Raw genomic sequence first — 16,754 nt, forward strand, 5'->3', positions numbered from 1 at the left:
ATTAAGAGAACATTTTATCGCGCAGCCTGAGCGGAAGCCCGGAGGTTTTTTGTGAGATTGCAGCCGGTCATTCGTCTCATCTGTATGAGCTTGCGATTCTGCAACAAGGCAGGTGGACCGCGTGGTGAGTGACAGGGCCGATGGCCCGCAGCCAGACCAGACCTTGCAGCATCCCGATCCGGTTACGGATGCGGCGCTTGACTGGTTTGTGCGCCTTCAGGAAGCGCCGGACGACCTTGGCGTGCAGGCCCGACTTGAAGACTGGCTGGACAGCGATCCGCGCCACGCAGCAGCTTTCGCAAAGCTTCAGAACATGTGGGAGCTTCCCGAACTGGATATCGCCAGCGCCCGCCATGCCAGCCGGCTTGATGCAAGGCGGGAACAAAGGACGCCGCTGGCCCGGGTGCCGGTGCACCGCTCCGGCAGCTGGACGATACGGATCGCTGCCCTCGCGGCCGTGGTCATGATCGCGGCCGGTATCCGGTATTATCCCGAGATGATGCTGCGCTGGAACGCGGACCATCTGACAGCTACCGGCGAGCAAAGCGCCTTCGTGTTGCCGGATGGGTCGCGCATTCTGCTCAACACCGCTTCGGCGGTGGCGCTCGATTTCGAGGGACAGAAGCGATCCGTCACTTTGCTGCGTGGGGAAGCCTTCTTCGATGTCGTTTCCGATCCGGCCCGACCGTTCAGGGTTGCGGGTGCTTTCGGCGACGTCGAAGTGAAAGGCACCGCCTTTTCGGTACGCACCGGCGGTGAAGACAAGGTCATCCTTGAGCGCGGGCGTGTCGAGGTTGCCCAACGCGCGCATGAGGCACACCATGCCAGCCTGTCGCCCGGCCAGATGGTGGAGGTATCGCCGGCAGGTCTTTCTCCTGTCGCCGGGGTCGACACGGAAAGCGAGCTGGCCTGGCGCACCGGCTGGATCATCTTTCAGGAAAAGCCGCTCGCAGATGTGCTGGCCGATCTCGGCCGCTATTACACCGGCCGCGTGATAACCGTCGACGGCGGCCTTGGCCACATCAGGGTCAGCGGCAATTACAGGCTGGACGACCCTGAAGGCGTCATCCGTTCTCTGGCGGAAGCGGCCGGAGCGAAAGTCACGCGTTTGCCCGGCGGAATCATAATTCTTCGCTGATTACTCAAGTTTTTTTGTGAGATCGGACCAGCTCGTTCGTCAGATGTTCGAGGCGCTCTTCCGCAGGGAAAAATCGCCGCATCTACTCTGACGCAAGGAACTCTCCTCATGGGGCATCGCACTGGTCCGGCACCGCACGCAGCAATGGCTCGCGCCAAAACGGCAGCCATGGGCAAAGCGCCGGTCCGGCTCCTGCTGGCAAGCACCGTTCTGGTATCCTCGCTGATCCTGCTGCAGGGCGCTTCCTTCGCCCAGTCGACCTCAGCCACCGCGGCGCAGACGGTGCGGTTTTCCATTCCCGCCCAGCCGCTTTCCGGGGCGCTCAGCGCGTTCAGCCGCGCTTCCGGCTGGCAGGTCGGCTACACGTCAGAAATCGTGCGCGGCAAGACCTCGGTGGCAGTCTCGGGCGCGATGTCGCCCGCGCAGGCATTGCAGACCATGCTTGCAGGAACCGGCATCCGGGTGAGCCTTACCGGACCGGCGACCGCAACGCTTGTGGATCGTGTTTCAGAGGCTTTCGAGCCGCAGCCCTCCGATGGCTCGATGGTTCTTGCCACCATCGACGTCAAGGGCAATGCCGAAGGCTCGCCCTACAGCCCCTATGAGACGGCGGCCGCGACCAGCCATATCGAGGGCGAGAACATCGAGCGCTTTCGCGGCTCCAGTCCGGCGGACATGTTCCGCGGCACGGCGGGTGTCATGTCGGGCGAGGCGCGCAACGGCGCCGGCGCCGTCGACGTCAACATTCGCGGCATGCAGGGCATGGGCCGCGTGACGACGACCATCGACGGCGCCGAAAATGCCGTCACCGTCTATCAGGGCTATCAGGGCGTCTCCAACCGCACCTATGTCGATCCAGACTTTATCGCCGGCATCGACGTCACCAAGGGTGCGGATACCGCCTCATGGGGCAATGCCGGCTCGGTCGCCATGCGCACCGTGAATGCCGACGATATCGTCAAGCCGGGCAACACCTGGGGCGTCAGGGTCAAGGGCGAGATCGGCACCAACACGTCGAGGCCCCATGCCGGTGACAAGGCAGGCTATCAGTGGCCCTTTGCACCGTGGGACCCTGCCGGCGAAGTTCCGAAAGCCTCGGAAACCGGGATGGACAAGCCTTCCCTGCTTTCGCCGACACGCGGCGCCGGCAGCGTTATCGGCGCCTACAAGGGCGAGGATTTCGATTTCCTTGCCGGCTATGCGCGCCGCAAGCAGGGCAACTATCACGCAGGCAAGCACGGGCCTTCCGCCAATCCGGTCAACAAGGGCCGGCAGCAATGGTGTCCCAACGGCGTCTGCAATCCCAACGGCACGACCTACTGGGAAAATTACTATGAAAACGACGGGGTCGTGAACTATCGCGCCGGCGAGGAGGTGCTGAACACCCAGCTTGAGACGGAATCCTGGCTGGCCAAGCTGACTGCGCGCTTCGCCGAGGATCACACCCTCCAGCTCGGCTATACCGGCTATCGCAGCGAAGCCGGCGACCGGCTCGCCTCGCGGCTGATCGGCAAGCACGGACAGTCCGAGCAGCAGGCGCAGACGTCGGGCACCAGCCTCGACACCGTAACCGCGCGCTATCGCTGGAACCCGGAAGATAACGAGCTTTTCGACCTGAAGGGCAATCTCTACTGGACGCATCTGGAACTGCGCAATCCGATCCGCGGCGGTCGCGGCGTAACGCCTGAACAGATCGGCTTGCCTGCCGGGTTCCGGGTCGGCTCCGATTCCGACATGTGGGGTGCCGACCTCTCCAACCTGTCGAAATTCTCGACCGGCTATGGCGATGTCGATCTCAGCTACGGCCTGTCCTATCGCGGCGAGGATACGCGCGGCAGCCGCCACACGGCGGCGCTGGAAGCGTGGAACACCGCGCGTGACGCCATTCGCCATGAAGCCGCGATCTATGCGAAGGCGGCATGGAAGCCGGTCGACTGGGCAACGCTGAACGCCGGGCTTCGCTATTCGCATTTCTGGTCGAAGGATCGTTACGATCCCTATGAGCGCGAGGACATCGAGAGCAGGGTTCTGGGCTTCCGCACCAATGATGGCGGGTTCAGCCCGTCGGTCGGCGTCACGCTGGAGCCCTTCGACGGTTCGCAGTTCTACGTGAACTATTCCAACACCATGCGCGCACCCAGCGTCATCGAATCCGTCTCGGCCTTCAACAGCGTGGTCGCCAACGCCAATGTGAAGCCGGAGCGTTCCAGCAACTGGGAAGTCGGCACCAACCTGACCCGTGACGGTCTGCTGACCAGCGAAGACCGCGGCATGCTCAAGCTCGGTTACTTCAACTGGGATGTGAAGGACTATATCGCACGGTCGGTCCGCAACGGCTCGGGGCCGCTGACCCTGAACATCGAGAACATCGACCGGGCGAAGTTCTCCGGCATCGAGCTTTCCGGCCGCTACGAGATCGGCGGCTTCACCGCCGACCTCTCGGCCAACTATTTTCTCAACGTCGAATATTGCCGCACGGCCGACACCTGCGAGAACAAGTCGCTCTACGGCGACTATGCCACCAACCATGTGCAGCCCGAATACACCGTCGACCTGACGCTGTCGCAGAAGCTGCTCGAAGATCAGCTTACGGTTGGCGGGCGCATTTCCCATGTCGGCCCCCGCGCCATCGGCCATGGCGACGTGACCGCGCAGGGCGCCAGCGAGTTCATCTCCCTTGTCGACTGGAAGCCTTATACGCTTGTCGATGTCTTCGCCGAATACAAGATCACCGAGGACCTGACCGCTGCGGTACGCGTGGAGAACCTGTTCGACCGCTTCTATGTCGATCCGCTCGGTCTTGTCACGCAGCCGGGACCGGGTCGGACTTTCTATGCGAGCCTGACGGGATCCTTCGGTGGCGAGCAGAGTTTCCAGCCGTTCAGCAATCCGCTCGCCGGGTTGGCGGGCGGCCACGGCGCGGCGCGCGGTGGCGAAGCTGCGGCCATCGACTGGAGCGGGCTCTATGCCGGCATGCATGCCGGCGGCGCCTTCGGCCGCACATGGGGCTCCACGACGACGCTCGACGGTTCCGACAGCACCATCTCTGCCCGGGAATCGGCGGATCTCAAGCTCAACGGCGCCATGTTCGGCGTACAGGCCGGCTACAACTGGCAGCTCGACAATGGCGTGGTGCTCGGTCTTGAGGGAGACTGGAGCAAGACATACAACATCACCGGATCGAAGAAGGTTCTGTCCACCGATCCCGTGCTGGCGGCCAAGGGCCATGCCGATGCTTATACGAGCTACGACGTCGACTGGATGGCCAGCCTGCGCCCGAAGATCGGCTACGCTTTCAGCAATCGCTTCATGGCCTATGCCACGGGTGGACTGGCGCTCGCGCGCGAAACACAATGGCGCGACCAGTACATTTCCGACCAGGCCGATGAAACCCTCCCCAACGGTACGCAAACGGCCGTTTTCTCCGTCGAGAAGGCCGCTGCCACCCGCGCCGGCTTCACCATTGGTGGCGGCCTCGAATATGCGCTGAACGACAACTGGTCGATCAAGGCCGACTATACCTACAGCCGCTTCGGCAAGAAGGATTTCAGGTTCAGAAATGCCCGCGCGGGCACAGGCAAGGATTATACGACCTCGACGACCACCGTCGTCGGCTATGAAACGGTCGACCCTTCGCAGGACCCCAGCATGGCGTGGTTGTGCGACATGGATCCGAGCTTCTGCACACCCTATGAAAAGCCCATCTATGAGACGACGACGACCAACCATCCGGGCAGTTCGAGCACCGTGAACGGCCGCAATGCCTCGAACGCTCTCGATTTCCACATGATCAAGGTCGGTCTGAACTACCGGTTCTGAGACCAGCAGATCACGAGACAACACCTGAAGGCTTCACCGCAGCGGGAGGCGCCCAGATCGGGCGTCTCCGTGCCGGACGTGCCACCCACGGCAAGATGGGCAGGGCGCTCGCACAGGCCGGCGAGCATCAGAGCCTCGTTCCCTGCCACAACTGCATCCGGCAGCTCTTTCAGCACCATCATCGGTCAAGGCAGGATCGGGCTTGCAAGCTGTGATTTTACCCCGAGAGGGGCCGTGAAAGGCTCTGGGGAAGGCGCGACGAATAGCTTGAAAAGCCTGACGTACATGCGATACGAGCAGGTGTCGGTTTCCGAAAGGAACGAAGAGGGAATTCGCCGCAGGCTTCAAAAAGGCCTGTGAAACGAAACTGCCCCCGCAACTGTAGGCGGTAGAGTCCTCTCCCCGAAATGCCACTGGGCCCCGGGCCCGGGAAGGTGGGGAAAGGATGGTGACCCGTCAGTCAGGAGACCTGCCGACAACTGGAACTGAATGTGCCGGGCGGGGTGCCCGGGAGAGGTTGTCGATGAAGCCGTCCCTGCCTGTACGGGCTCTATTGCGTATCCTTCGGGGTGCGCGGCTTTCCATTGCCGTCCCGACCCGAAGCCTTCGGTCCCTGCCGCAAACCGATCGGAGAACTTCGCGTCATGACATTCCCGCGTCTGGCACTTGCCGCCGCCAGCCTTGCGCTGCTCACGGCCCATGCGTCCGCTGAACCCACCAGATACCCGCTTACGCTGGAAAACTGCGGTGAGACGATCACCTTCGACAAGGCCCCAGCCACGAGCGTAACCGTCGGACAGGCCGCCACCGAGGCGCTCTATGCGCTTGGCCTTGGCGACAAGGTCACCGGCACCTCCGTCTGGTTCACCGACGTGTTGCCCGAGCACAAGGCGATCAACGACAAGGTGGAGCGCCTCGCCGACAATGATCCGAGCTTCGAAAGCGTCGTGGCGAAGAAGCCCGGCCTCGTTGCCGTCCAGTTCATCTGGCATGTCGGGCCGGAAGGCATCGTCGCCACCCGCGAGCAGTTTCACGAGGTCGGCATCCCGACCTATGTGATGCCAGCCGATTGCGTGGCCAAGGACAACTCGGTCGGCGTCGACGGCACCCGCACCGCCGCCTTCTCGACCGAAACCATCCATCAGGGCGTGCGCGAGCTTGCCGAGATTTTCGACGTGCAGGACAAGGGCGAGGAGGTCGTCGCCGATCTGGCGAAACGAGAAGCGGATGCGGTCGAGCGCGCAAAAGCACTCGATCTCAAGGACGTGTCGGCCGTGTTCTGGTTCTCCAGCGCCGACATGAACATCGATCCCTATGTCGCCGGTCGCAAGGGCGGGCCCGCCTACATGCTCGACAAGCTCGGCATCCGCAACATCGTGGAATCGGATGAGGAATGGCCGGTCGTGGGCTGGGAAACCATTGCCAAGGCCAACCCGACGCTGATCGTGATCGCCAAAATGGATCGCCGCCGCTTCCCTGCCGACGACTTCGAGAAGAAGCTCGAATTTCTGAAGAGCGATCCGGTCGCCAGCCAGATGGACGCGGTGAAGAACAACCGCATCGTGGTGATGGATGCCCATGCCATGGACGCCACCATGCGCACGGTCTCCGGCATCGAGGTGCTGGCAGACGCGCTGGTCGATCAGGGCATCGCCCGGTGACCATTGCCACCGCAGGCCGGCCTTTCGCAGCGCGCCTGTGGTGGCGCTGGCCTGCGGGGCTCGTCGCCATGGCGGCGACGGTCTTTGCCGGCACCTGCATCGGTGAGACGCCCATTCCGCTCTCCATCGTGGTGCAGACGCTGGCTAACAAGGTTCTGGGTGCTGCCTATCCGCTCGACCCGATCGACATGGGCATCATCTGGAACTATCGCCTGCCGCGCGCGCTGGTGGCCGCATCCTGCGGCGCGGGGCTGGCGCTGTCCGGCCTCGTGCTGCAATCGCTGCTGCGCAATGCGCTGGCCGACCCCTATCTGCTCGGCATCTCGGCCGGCGCCTCGACGGGTGCGGTGACGGTGACGATTGCCGGTATCGGCGGCGGAGCGGTCTCCATGTCGCTCGGCGCCCTCGCCGGCGCGGTCACCGCCTTCCTGCTGGTCGCCCTTCTGGCACGGGCGGCGGGCGGCGGCGTTTCCACGCGCGGCACAGGACAGATCATTCTGGCGGGCATCGCCGGCTCGCAACTCTTCAACGCGCTTACCTCCTTCATCATCACCAAATCGGCCAATGCCGAACAGGCGCGCGGCATCATGTTCTGGCTGCTCGGCAATCTGAGCGGCGTGCGCTGGCCGGATGTGACGCTGGCCGTACCCATCGCCCTGACCGGGCTGATTGCCTGCGTCTGGCATGCGCGCGCGCTCGATGCCTTCGCCTTCGGCGCCGACTCCGCAGCCTCGCTGGGTATTGCCGTGCGCAGGGTGCAGGTCGTGCTGATCGGGTTGACTGCGCTGGTCACCGCCGTCATGGTTTCCATCGTCGGCTCCATCGGCTTCGTCGGGCTGGTCATCCCGCATGCGGCGCGTTTCGTGGTCGGCGTACGCCATGGGCGCCTGGTGCCGGCGACGGCGCTGACGGGCGCTGCCTTCCTCATCGCGGCAGACGTGCTGTCGCGCACCATGATCCCCGGTCAGGTGCTGCCGATCGGCGTCATCACGGCTTTGGTCGGCGCGCCGGCCTTCGCCCTGATCCTGCTCAGGGGACGCCGCCGGCCATGATCCTTGAAGCAAGCAATCTCGGCTGGAGCATACGCCGTCTCCGGATCGTGCAGGGCGTGGACCTCGCCGTGCGCGAGGGCGAGACGTTTGGACTGGTCGGCCCCAACGGTTCGGGCAAATCGACCCTGCTGCGCCTGCTTGCCGGAATTCTGAAGCCGACAACGGGCAAAGTCGCCGTGGAAGGGCAGCCGCTTTCCGGTCTGCCGCGCCGGCTGGCGGCGCAAAAGATCGCCTATCTCGAACAGCAGGCAGACACCGGCGAGGCGATCACCGTGCGCGATGCGGTGGAGCTTGGCCGCACCCCCTGGCTGACGCCCCTGCAACCCTGGTCGGACGAGGACGACAGCATCGTGGCCGGGGCGCTGGCCGATGCAGATCTGCACGGATTTGAAAGCCGCTTCTGGGCCACGCTTTCCGGCGGCGAGAAGCAGCGCGTGCATCTGGCGCGCGCCCTTGCCCAGCGCCCGCGCATCCTGCTGCTCGACGAGCCCACCAATCATCTCGACGTGCGCCACCAGCTTTCCATGCTGGACCTTGTGGCCGCCCTGCCGGTGACATCGATCATCGCGCTGCACGATCTCAATCAGGCGCTTGCCTGCGACCGCGTCGGCGTCATGGCCGGCGGCCGGCTGGTGGCGGTGGGATCACCACAGGAGGTTTTGAGCGTCAACCGCATCGCCGAGGTATTCGGCGTACGCGCCAGCATCGTCGTCGATCCCGCCGACGGCGCCCGCATTTTCCGCCTCGATCACCTCCGCTGAAAGGTATTCCATATGCGCATCGCTTCCGCCCTGATGCTGGCTTCGCTCGTCATCTCCGCACCCGCCTTCGCCGAAATGCACGAGGTGAAGATGCTCAACCGCAACGCATCCGGCCCGATGGTCTATGAGCCGGATTTTCTCCGGATTGCACCCGGCGACACGGTGAAATTCATAAAGACCACCAGCGGCCACAATGCCGCGACGGTCGAGGGCATGGTGCCGGAAGGCCATGAGGGCTTTCTCGGCAAGATCAACGAGGAGATCGAGGTCACGCTGGACGAACAGGGCTTCTACGGCATCAAATGCTCGCCGCATTACGGCATGGGCATGGTGATGGTCATCCGCGTCGGCGATTCCGATCTGCCGGCCTCGTTCCCGGCCGCCGACGTGCCTGAGCGCGCGAAGAAGCGCTTTGTCGAAATCCTGGAACGCAACGGATACGGAAAATGACCGCGCCGTCGCCCCACGGCGACAATTTCGACCTGAAGGAAGATATCCGCTCCTACTGGTCGAAGCGCGCGCAGACCTTCGATCTCGCCTTCGGCCATTTCATCGCGCCGGGACCGGAGGCGCGGGCATGGCAAAAGCCGATACGCGATACGCTGGGCACGAAGCCGCTGCGCGTGCTGGAGCTTGCCTGCGGCACGGGCGAGGTGACGCGGCTCATCCACGATCTCGGCCACGACGTCACCGCGCTCGACTTCTCGGAGGCGATGCTGGAAGTGGCGCGCGCCAAGCACAAGGGCAGGGAACGCCTGCGCTTCATCCTTGCCGACGCCGAAAACACCATGGAGCCCGATGCCGCCTATGACGCCATCGTCTGCCGCCATCTGGTGTGGACGCTGACCGCTCCGCAGGAAACCTTCCGCGAATGGCTGCGGCTGCTGAAGCCCGGAGGCAGGCTGCTCGTCTATGATGGCGACTGGACAGCGCCGAGCCCGACCGGGCGCCTGTTCGCATGGCTGGTTTCCCTGATCGACCGCATGCAGGGAGCCGATCCCTATTACGACGGGGCGATGAGCGACAAGCATGAGAAGATCATGCGCGCGATCCCCTTCCGCGAGGGCCTCACCTATGAGCGACTGGCCCCAATGATCGGAGACGCAGGGTTCGCAGAGATCCGTTACATTTCGCACGACAGCATCGCCAAAGCCCAGCGCGAAACCGCCACGTTGCGCAACCGGCTGCGCACCCGCGTCTACCGGCGCTTCATCCTCACCGCCATCCGCCCGGCCTGACGAACCGAGTCATTTCACCACGAAACCGTGGGCGAAGGGGTCGCGGTCATCGATGAAGATGGTGTTGTAGCCGGTCATGCGCGCCCAGCCGGCGATGGAGGGGATGATGGCGGAGCGGTCCGCCACGCTCGTCACCGCCTCGACCCGGCCTTTGAACAGCGATCCGATGATCGATTCATGCACGAACTCGTCGCCAGCCTTCAGTTGCCCCTTTGCGGCAAGCTGCGCCATGCGCGCCGAGGTGCCGGTGCCGCAAGGGGAACGGTCGATGGCCTTCTCCCCGTAGAAAACGGCATTGCGGGCATGCGCGCCCGCCACCGTCGGCTTTCCCGTCCACTGGATATGGGATAGGCCGCGAATTTCCGGATGCTCGGGATGCACGAACTCGTATTTCGCATTCAGTGCCGCGCGCAGCTTGGGCGACCAGCCCACCAGTTCACCGGCTGAGTGATCGGCCATGTCGCCGAAATTCTTCTGCGGCTCGACGATGGCGTAGAAATTGCCGCCATAGGCGACATCGACGACGATCTCGCCAAGGCCCTCCACTTCGGCGGTCAGCCCTTCGGCATGGAGGAAACCCGGCACGTTGGTCAGCCGCACTTCTTCCACGAAGCGGCCTTCCTGCCGATAGGTGATGTCGACCTTGCCGGCGGGCGCGTCGATCGAAAGGCTTCCCGGCGCGCGCGGCGTGATCAGCCCGTTCTCGATGCCCATGGTGATGGTGCCGATGGTGCCATGCCCGCACATGGGCAGGCAGCCGGAGGTTTCGATGAACAGCACCGCGACGTCGCAATCGGGACGCGTCGGCGGATAGAGGATGGAACCCGACATCATGTCGTGGCCGCGCGGCTCGAACATCAGGCCGGTGCGGATCCAGTCGAATTCGCGCAGGAAGTGGGCGCGTTTCTCCAGCATGTTGGCACCTTCCAGACGTGGACCACCACCGGCGACCAGCCGCACGGGATTGCCGCATGTATGTCCGTCGATGCAGGAAAAGGTGTGCGTGGCCATGGCTTCAGAACCTCTGCGCGGAGAAGGGGGAAAGGTCGATGGCGGGGATGCGGCCCTCGACGAGATCGGCAACAAGACGCGCCGTGCCGGCCGACTGGGTCAGGCCGAGATGGCCGTGGCCGAAAGCATAGACGATGCGCTGCGTGGCGCGCGCAGTGTCGATGACCGGCAGGCTGTCGGGCAGGGAGGGGCGGAAGCCCATCCATTCGCTGCCGCCTTGCGGATCGAGCCCCGGCAGGAACGAAACCGCCTTCTTCAGCATGGCGCGGGAACGGCCGAAATTCGGCGGCAGGTCGAGCCCGCCCAGTTCGACCGCGCCGCCGACGCGAATCCCGCTCGAAAGGCGCGTCACGACAAAGCCGTGGCCGCCGAAGGTGATCTGCGTGCGCAGGTCGAAGGCGCCGGACGGAAGCGTGGTGTTGTAGCCGCGCTCGGTTTCAAGCGGAATGCGCTCGCTGGCCGTGCGGGCGATGCGGTGCGAGAAGGCGCCGGCGGCAACCACCACATGGGCGGCACGGAATGATGTGCCGGCACAAACCACCTCGACACTGTTTTCGGCAGGACGCAGGGCCGTTACCCCGGCACGCTCGATCACCCCACCATCGGCTGCAAAACGTCTGGCCAGTTCCAGGGTATAGACCTTGGGATCGGCGATCGAATACCAGCCGGGGGTGAAAGTGCCATGCGTGAAGCGCGGCGCGAGACCCGGCTGGATCTGCGCCATCTCCTCCGCGTCCATGTGGCGGAAGGCAATGCCGTGGTCGGCGCGCGCCTGCCAGCCCGGCAGCGAGGCGCGAAATTCGGCCTCACCCTCATAGACCTGAAGATTGCCGTCATTGCGCAGCATGGAAGATACGCCGGCACGATGCAGGAAGGGTTCCAGTTCCGCCTTTGACAGGTCCATGAGCGCGGTCTGCGCCGCCGTCGATTGCGCCACCCGGCGCGGCGCGCAGGCCCGCCAGAAGCGGAACATCCATGGCGCGATCCGCAGCGCATAGGCAGGCGGCACCGACAGCGGCCCCAGCGGATCGAGCAGCCATTTCGGCGCCTTGCGCAAGATGCCGGGCGAAGCCAGCGGCAATATGTCGGTGAAGGCGAACGCCCCCGCATTGCCGGCGGACGCACCCGCCGCAGGTCCCTCACGATCGACGACCATCACGCGTTTGCCGCGTTGCTGCAGGACAAGCGCGGCTGACAAGCCGACCACGCCCGCCCCGATGACAATCACATCCGGGACGATCAAATCTGGCCGGAGTGTGTCGGACATTCTTCTCTCATCGGGAACGCTCTGATCCGAAACGAGCGCATCTCCTGTATGGAGACGCGCTCATTCACGATCAGATGTCTGCCCGACGATGTAAAGCGGCTTTGCCTGTGCCAGCTACTCTTTTTTCGCAGCGAAGCGGCTGTTCAGCCAGAGCGCCAGAATGGTGCAGATCGCGCCGGAAAGCAGGTAGGCGCCGGCCGAGATCAGCCCGAAATGCGTCGACAGCAGCAGTGCCGCCAGCGGCGCGAAACCCGCACCGAACAGCCAGGCGAAGTCGTTGGTGATGGCCGATCCCGTATAGCGGTAAGCCTTGGCGAAGGAGGATGCCACCGCGCCGGAAGACTGGCCGAAGGACAGTCCGAGCAGGATGAAGCCGAGGATCATGAAGATCGCTTCGCCAACCGGACCGGCATCGAGCAACTGCGGCGCAAAGCCCGAGAAGGCGGCGATGGCGATGGCCGAACCAAGCAGCAGCGAGCGGCGGCCGACACGGTCGGCCACGATGCCGGAGACCATGATGGCGACAAGACCGAAGACGGCGGCAACGGCCTCGATGATGAGGAAGCGGGCGATGCCCTCGGCGGTGAACAGGAACACCCACGACAGCGGGAACACCGTGACCATGTGGAACAGCGCGAAGCTTGCCAGCGGCGCGAAGGCGCCGACCACGACATTGCGGCCTTCGGCGCGAATCGTCTCGAAGATGCGCGCCGGCTGAAGCTCGCGGTTGTGGAACAGCTCGCGATATTCGGGCGTCGAGACGATGCGCAGGCGCGCGAACAGGGCCACCACGTTGAGCGCGAAGGCGACGAAGAACGGATAGCGCCAGCCCCAGGCGAAGAAGTCCTGCGCGGAAAGATTGCCGACGAAGAAGGCGAACAGCAGGCTGGCCACGATCAGCCCGGCAGGCGCGCCCAGCTGCGGGATCATCGCATACCAGCCGCGGCGGCCTTCAGGCGCATTCATGGCGAGCAGCGAGGACAGGCCGTCCCACGTGCCGCCAAGCGCAATGCCCTGACAGATGCGGGCGAGCGCCAGCAGCCAGATCGCGGCGACGCCGATGCTCTCATAGCCGGGCAGGAAGGCGATGGCGACGGTCGCCGTGCCAAGCATGAACAGCGCGATCGTCATCTTCACGCCCTTGCCCCAGCCACGGTCCACTGCCATGAAGATCGCGGTGCCAACCGGGCGCGCGACAAAGGCCAGCGGGAAGATGGCGAAGGACCAGAGCGTCGCCGTCAACGCATCGAGATGCGGGAACAGAAGCTTCGGGAAGACGATCACCGAAGCGATGGCATAGACGAAGAAGTCGAAAAACTCGGACGTGCGGCCGATGAACACGCCGACGGCGATCTCGCCGGGCGCGACATGCCCATGCCTCGCTTCCGGGCCGAGCGACCCGTCTCCTGTCATTGCTGCCTGAGAATGCGCCATGATCACACGGAATTTCTGTCTCTGGAATAATGGCCGGCAACGGCCTGCCGGGCCTTCGCACGGTGCTTAGCCTCTTCATGCTGCATTGCGGCATTGGGCAAATTGTCCAATGTGCCGCTCCAGCTCAAGGGGTTAGCCGTGCCCCCGAACCGCCCATCGATCGGGCCCATTGATCGGATCTTCGCCTTGAAACTGACAAGACTTCTGGCTTTGACCCTGTTGCCGTTCCTGCTGAGCGCCTGCGATCTCGTGGTGCTCAGTCCCGCCGGAGACGTGGCCTGGCAGCAGCGCGACCTCGTCATCATCGCAACAGTGCTGATGCTGCTCATCATCATTCCGGTGATGGTGCTGATTGCCCTGTTTGCCTGGCGCTACCGGGCCGGCAACACGAAAGCGACCTACACGCCCGACTGGGATCACTCCACCCATCTGGAACTGGTGATCTGGGCGGCTCCGCTGCTCATCATCATCTGCCTCGGTGCGGTGACGTGGATGTACACCCATCTGCTAGATCCCTACCGGCCGCTCGACCGCATCGCGCGCGGCCAGCCGGTCGCGGCGGAGGTCGAACCGCTGGAGGTGCAGGTCGCCGCGCTCGACTGGAAGTGGCTGTTCATCTATCCGGAATACGGCATCGCCACCGTCAACGAGATGGCAGCCCCCGTCGATCGCCCGATCCGCTTCCGCCTGACGTCGACCTCGGTGATGAATTCCTTCTACGTGCCGGCGCTGGCGGGCCAGATCTATGCCATGCCCGGCATGGAAACGACATTGCACGGCGTCATCAACCGTCCGGGCGAATATGACGGCTTCTCTGCCAACTACAGCGGCGACGGCTTCTCCGGCATGCGCTTTACCTTCCACGGTGTCGACCATGACGGCTTCGACCAGTGGGTCGCCAGGGTAAAAGAGGCAGGCGGCAGCCTCGACCGCTTCGCCTATCTGGAGCTCGCCAAGCCCAGCGAGAACGAGAAGCCCCGCCACTACGCCTCCGTCGACGAGCAGCTTTTCCGGCTGATCCGCGACCGCTGCGCAGAGCCCGGCCGCATGTGCATGGACGAGATGATGGCGATCGACGCCGAAGGCGGCCTCGGTCTGGCGGGCCTGCGCCTGCTGCAACCGCTTGAAGAGGGTCGCCCGTCGGCGCTCACTGCGCTGTTCGGACGCCGTTCCGTCGATGTGGCGAGCATCTGCACGCCTGAGGAAGCGGCCGCTTCGGAAGCCGTGTCGTGGTCGGCATCGCTTGTTCCTCAGGTTGATCCCGCACCGCTCGTTGGTGCCGGGCTGCCGCGTCCTGCTCCCATATCTTCCGCCGCGCCGGCCATGTCCGTGCGCCAGCCCTTCGGCATCTGAGCGTTACAGAGCACATGTTCAACAGTACCGACCTTACCAAGCTGATCTTCGGCAGGCTCACATGGGAATCGCTGCCCCTGCATGAGCCGATCCTCGTCGCCACCTTCGCGGTGGTAGCGCTGGGCGGCATAGCGCTGCTGGGCGCCATCACATATTTCCGCCTCTGGGGCTATCTGTGGCGCGAATGGTTCACCACCGTCGACCACAAGCGCATCGGCATCATGTACATGATCCTCGGCATCATCATGCTGCTGCGCGGCTTCGCCGACGCGGTGATGATGCGCCTTCAGCAGGCGATGGCCTTCAACGGCTCGGAAGGCTATCTCAACGCCCACCACTACGATCAGATCTTCACCGCCCACGGCGTGATCATGATCTTCTTCGTGGCCATGCCGCTGGTGACGGGCCTGATGAACTATCTCGTGCCGCTGCAGATCGGCGCGCGCGACGTTTCGTTCCCGTTCCTCAACAATTTCAGCTTCTGGATGACCACGGCCGGCGCGATCCTGCTGATGATGTCGCTGTTCGTCGGCGAGTTCGCGCGCACCGGCTGGCTGGCCTATCCGCCGCTGTCGGGGGCCGAGCACAGCCCCGGCGTCGGCATGGATTATTACCTGTGGTCTTTGCAGGTGGCGGGCGTCGGCACGACGCTGTCCGGCATCAATCTCATCGTCACCATCGTCAAGATGCGCTGCCCCGGCATGACGATGATGAAGATGCCGGTCTTCACCTGGACGTCGCTGTGCACCAACGTGCTGATCGTCGCCACCTTCCCGATCCTGACCGCGACGCTGACGCTGCTGACCCTCGACCGCTATGTGGGAACGAACTTCTTCACCAGCGATCTCGGTGGCAATCCGATGATGTACGTCAACCTCATCTGGATCTGGGGCCACCCCGAGGTCTACATCCTCGTGCTGCCCGCCTTCGGCATCTTCTCCGAGATCGTCTCGACCTTCTCGGGCAAGCGCCTGTTCGGCTATACCTCGATGGTCTACGCCACGGTGTGCATCACCATCCTGTCCTATCTGGTGTGGCTGCATCACTTCTTCACCATGGGGTCGGGCGCGAGCGTCAACTCGTTCTTCGGCATCACCACGATGATCATCTCGATCCCGACCGGCGCCAAGCTCTTCAACTGGCTGTTCACGATGTATCGCGGGCGCATCCGCTTCGAACTGCCGATGATGTGGACGCTCGCCTTCATGTTCGTCTTCGTCATCGGCGGCATGACGGGCGTGCTGCTGGCCGTGCCGCCGGCCGACTTCGTGCTGCACAACTCGCTGTTCCTGGTCGCGCATTTCCACAACACCATCATCGGCGGCGTGGTCTACGGCCTGTTCGCCGGCATGGTGTTCTGGTTCCCGAAGGCGTTCGGATTCAAGCTCGATCCGTTCTGGGGCAAGATTTCGTTCTGGGGCTGGGTGCTGGGCTTCTTCTTCGCCTTCATGCCGCTCTATGTGCTCGGCCTGATGGGCGTGACGCGGCGCCTGCGCGTGTTCGACGATGCCTCGATCCAGATCTGGTTCCAGATCGCGGCCTTCGGCGCCTTCCTCGTGCTGGTCGGCATCGTCGCCTTCATCATCCAGATCGCCGTCAGCATCTGGAAGCGTGAGGAACTGCGCGACACCACCGGCGACCCGTGGGACGGACGCACGCTGGAGTGGGCGACCTCCTCGCCGCCGCCGGACTACAATTTCCCCTTCACGCCGGTCGTCTACGACAACGACGCATGGTGGGACATGAAGAGGCGCGGCTATGTCCGTCCACTGGAAGGCTTCAAGCCCATCCATATGCCGAACAACACGGGCACGGGCATCATTCTTGCCGCCCTGAGCATCGTCATGTCGTTCGGTCTCATCTGGTACATGTGGTGGCTGGCGGCACTCGGTTTCATCGCCATCATCGCGGTGTCGATCTATCACACGTTCAACTACGACAATGGCTTCACCATTCCCGTCGAGGACGTGACGCGCATCGAAGATGCGCGCACGAAGCTGATGGCAGGGGAGGCCTGATC

Annotated in this window: 12 protein-coding genes and 1 riboswitch; of the genes, 9 read left to right on the forward strand and 3 right to left on the reverse strand. The window is 63.9% G+C overall.

Translation table 11 applies throughout. The features are described 5' to 3' along the window. Positions 1-124 precede the first annotated feature (124 nt). From MIC97_RS17935 to MIC97_RS17965, 7 genes are all read left to right on the forward strand, one after another. A complete protein-coding gene (locus MIC97_RS17935; protein WP_239801357.1) occupies positions 125-1,138 on the forward strand; it encodes a FecR family protein in 1,014 nt (337 codons plus the stop codon). A gap of 144 nt (positions 1,139-1,282) precedes the next feature. Further along, on the forward strand, positions 1,283-4,957 hold the full coding sequence (locus tag MIC97_RS17940) for a TonB-dependent receptor (protein ID WP_239801358.1): 3,675 nt from the start codon (positions 1,283-1,285) through the stop codon (positions 4,955-4,957). A gap of 287 nt (positions 4,958-5,244) precedes the next feature. Further along, a riboswitch (cobalamin riboswitch) is annotated at positions 5,245-5,449 on the forward strand. A gap of 152 nt (positions 5,450-5,601) precedes the next feature. Beyond that, complete coding sequence (locus tag MIC97_RS17945) at positions 5,602-6,618, forward strand: ABC transporter substrate-binding protein (protein ID WP_239801359.1); 1,017 nt, start codon at positions 5,602-5,604, stop codon at positions 6,616-6,618. Between the two features lie 68 nt (positions 6,619-6,686). Continuing rightward, positions 6,687-7,670, forward strand: coding sequence for an iron ABC transporter permease (locus MIC97_RS17950; protein WP_239801475.1), 984 nt, complete (start codon positions 6,687-6,689; stop codon positions 7,668-7,670). Continuing rightward, positions 7,667-8,431: an ABC transporter ATP-binding protein gene (locus MIC97_RS17955; protein WP_239801360.1), complete on the forward strand. Its 765-nt coding sequence runs from the start codon at positions 7,667-7,669 to the stop codon at positions 8,429-8,431. The genes MIC97_RS17950 and MIC97_RS17955 overlap by 4 nt, the downstream gene beginning before the upstream one ends. Before the next feature lie 12 nt (positions 8,432-8,443). Further along, entirely contained in the window at positions 8,444-8,881 is a 438-nt protein-coding gene (locus MIC97_RS17960) for a pseudoazurin (RefSeq protein WP_239801361.1), read from the forward strand. After that, positions 8,878-9,669 (forward strand): methyltransferase domain-containing protein, encoded by a 792-nt coding sequence (locus MIC97_RS17965; RefSeq protein WP_239801362.1) that lies wholly within the window; start codon positions 8,878-8,880, stop codon positions 9,667-9,669. Before MIC97_RS17960 ends, MIC97_RS17965 begins: the two co-directional genes overlap by 4 nt. A 9-nt stretch (positions 9,670-9,678) precedes the next feature. On the opposite strand, the gene MIC97_RS17970 is transcribed toward MIC97_RS17965, so the two are convergent. From MIC97_RS17970 to MIC97_RS17980, 3 genes are all read right to left on the reverse strand, one after another. Then, complete coding sequence (locus MIC97_RS17970) at positions 9,679-10,680, reverse strand: 4-hydroxyproline epimerase (RefSeq protein WP_239801363.1); 1,002 nt, start codon at positions 10,678-10,680, stop codon at positions 9,679-9,681. A 4-nt stretch (positions 10,681-10,684) separates the two neighbouring features. After that, positions 10,685-11,923: an FAD-dependent oxidoreductase gene (locus tag MIC97_RS17975; protein ID WP_239801476.1), complete on the reverse strand. Its 1,239-nt coding sequence runs from the start codon at positions 11,921-11,923 to the stop codon at positions 10,685-10,687. Positions 11,924-12,061: 138 nt separating this feature from the next. Continuing rightward, on the reverse strand, positions 12,062-13,360 hold the full coding sequence (locus MIC97_RS17980; protein WP_239801477.1) for an MFS transporter: 1,299 nt from the start codon (positions 13,358-13,360) through the stop codon (positions 12,062-12,064). A 213-nt stretch (positions 13,361-13,573) separates the two neighbouring features. Between MIC97_RS17980 and cyoA the strand changes: the two genes are divergently transcribed. Continuing rightward, the gene (cyoA, locus tag MIC97_RS17985) at positions 13,574-14,734 is read left to right on the forward strand and encodes a ubiquinol oxidase subunit II (RefSeq protein ID WP_239801478.1); all 1,161 of its coding nucleotides are present in this window, start codon (positions 13,574-13,576) and stop codon (positions 14,732-14,734) included. Positions 14,735-14,748: 14 nt separating this feature from the next. Beyond that, positions 14,749-16,752, forward strand: a complete 2,004-nt coding sequence (gene cyoB, locus MIC97_RS17990; RefSeq protein WP_239801364.1) for a cytochrome o ubiquinol oxidase subunit I — start codon at positions 14,749-14,751, stop codon at positions 16,750-16,752. Positions 16,753-16,754: the final 2 nt, after the last annotated feature.

The organism is Aquamicrobium sp. NLF2-7, assembly GCF_022359935.1.
GTDB classification, from domain to species: domain Bacteria; phylum Pseudomonadota; class Alphaproteobacteria; order Rhizobiales; family Rhizobiaceae; genus Mesorhizobium; species Mesorhizobium lusatiense.

Excerpts from the sequence above, each read along its gene's own strand:
- MIC97_RS17940 (WP_239801358.1), top strand. The coding sequence starts at position 1,283 with ATGGCTCGCGCCAAAACGGCAGCCATGGGCAAAGCGCCGGTCCGGCTC.
- MIC97_RS17945 (WP_239801359.1), top strand. The coding sequence starts at position 5,602 with ATGACATTCCCGCGTCTGGCACTTGCCGCCGCCAGCCTTGCGCTGCTC.
- MIC97_RS17950 (WP_239801475.1), top strand. The coding sequence starts at position 6,687 with ATGGCGGCGACGGTCTTTGCCGGCACCTGCATCGGTGAGACGCCCATT.
- MIC97_RS17955 (WP_239801360.1), top strand. The coding sequence starts at position 7,667 with ATGATCCTTGAAGCAAGCAATCTCGGCTGGAGCATACGCCGTCTCCGG.
- MIC97_RS17960 (WP_239801361.1), top strand. The coding sequence starts at position 8,444 with ATGCGCATCGCTTCCGCCCTGATGCTGGCTTCGCTCGTCATCTCCGCA.
- MIC97_RS17965 (WP_239801362.1), top strand. The coding sequence starts at position 8,878 with ATGACCGCGCCGTCGCCCCACGGCGACAATTTCGACCTGAAGGAAGAT.
- MIC97_RS17970 (WP_239801363.1), bottom strand. The coding sequence starts at position 10,680 with ATGGCCACGCACACCTTTTCCTGCATCGACGGACATACATGCGGCAAT.
- MIC97_RS17980 (WP_239801477.1), bottom strand. The coding sequence starts at position 13,360 with ATGACAGGAGACGGGTCGCTCGGCCCGGAAGCGAGGCATGGGCATGTC.
- cyoB (WP_239801364.1), top strand. The coding sequence starts at position 14,749 with ATGTTCAACAGTACCGACCTTACCAAGCTGATCTTCGGCAGGCTCACA.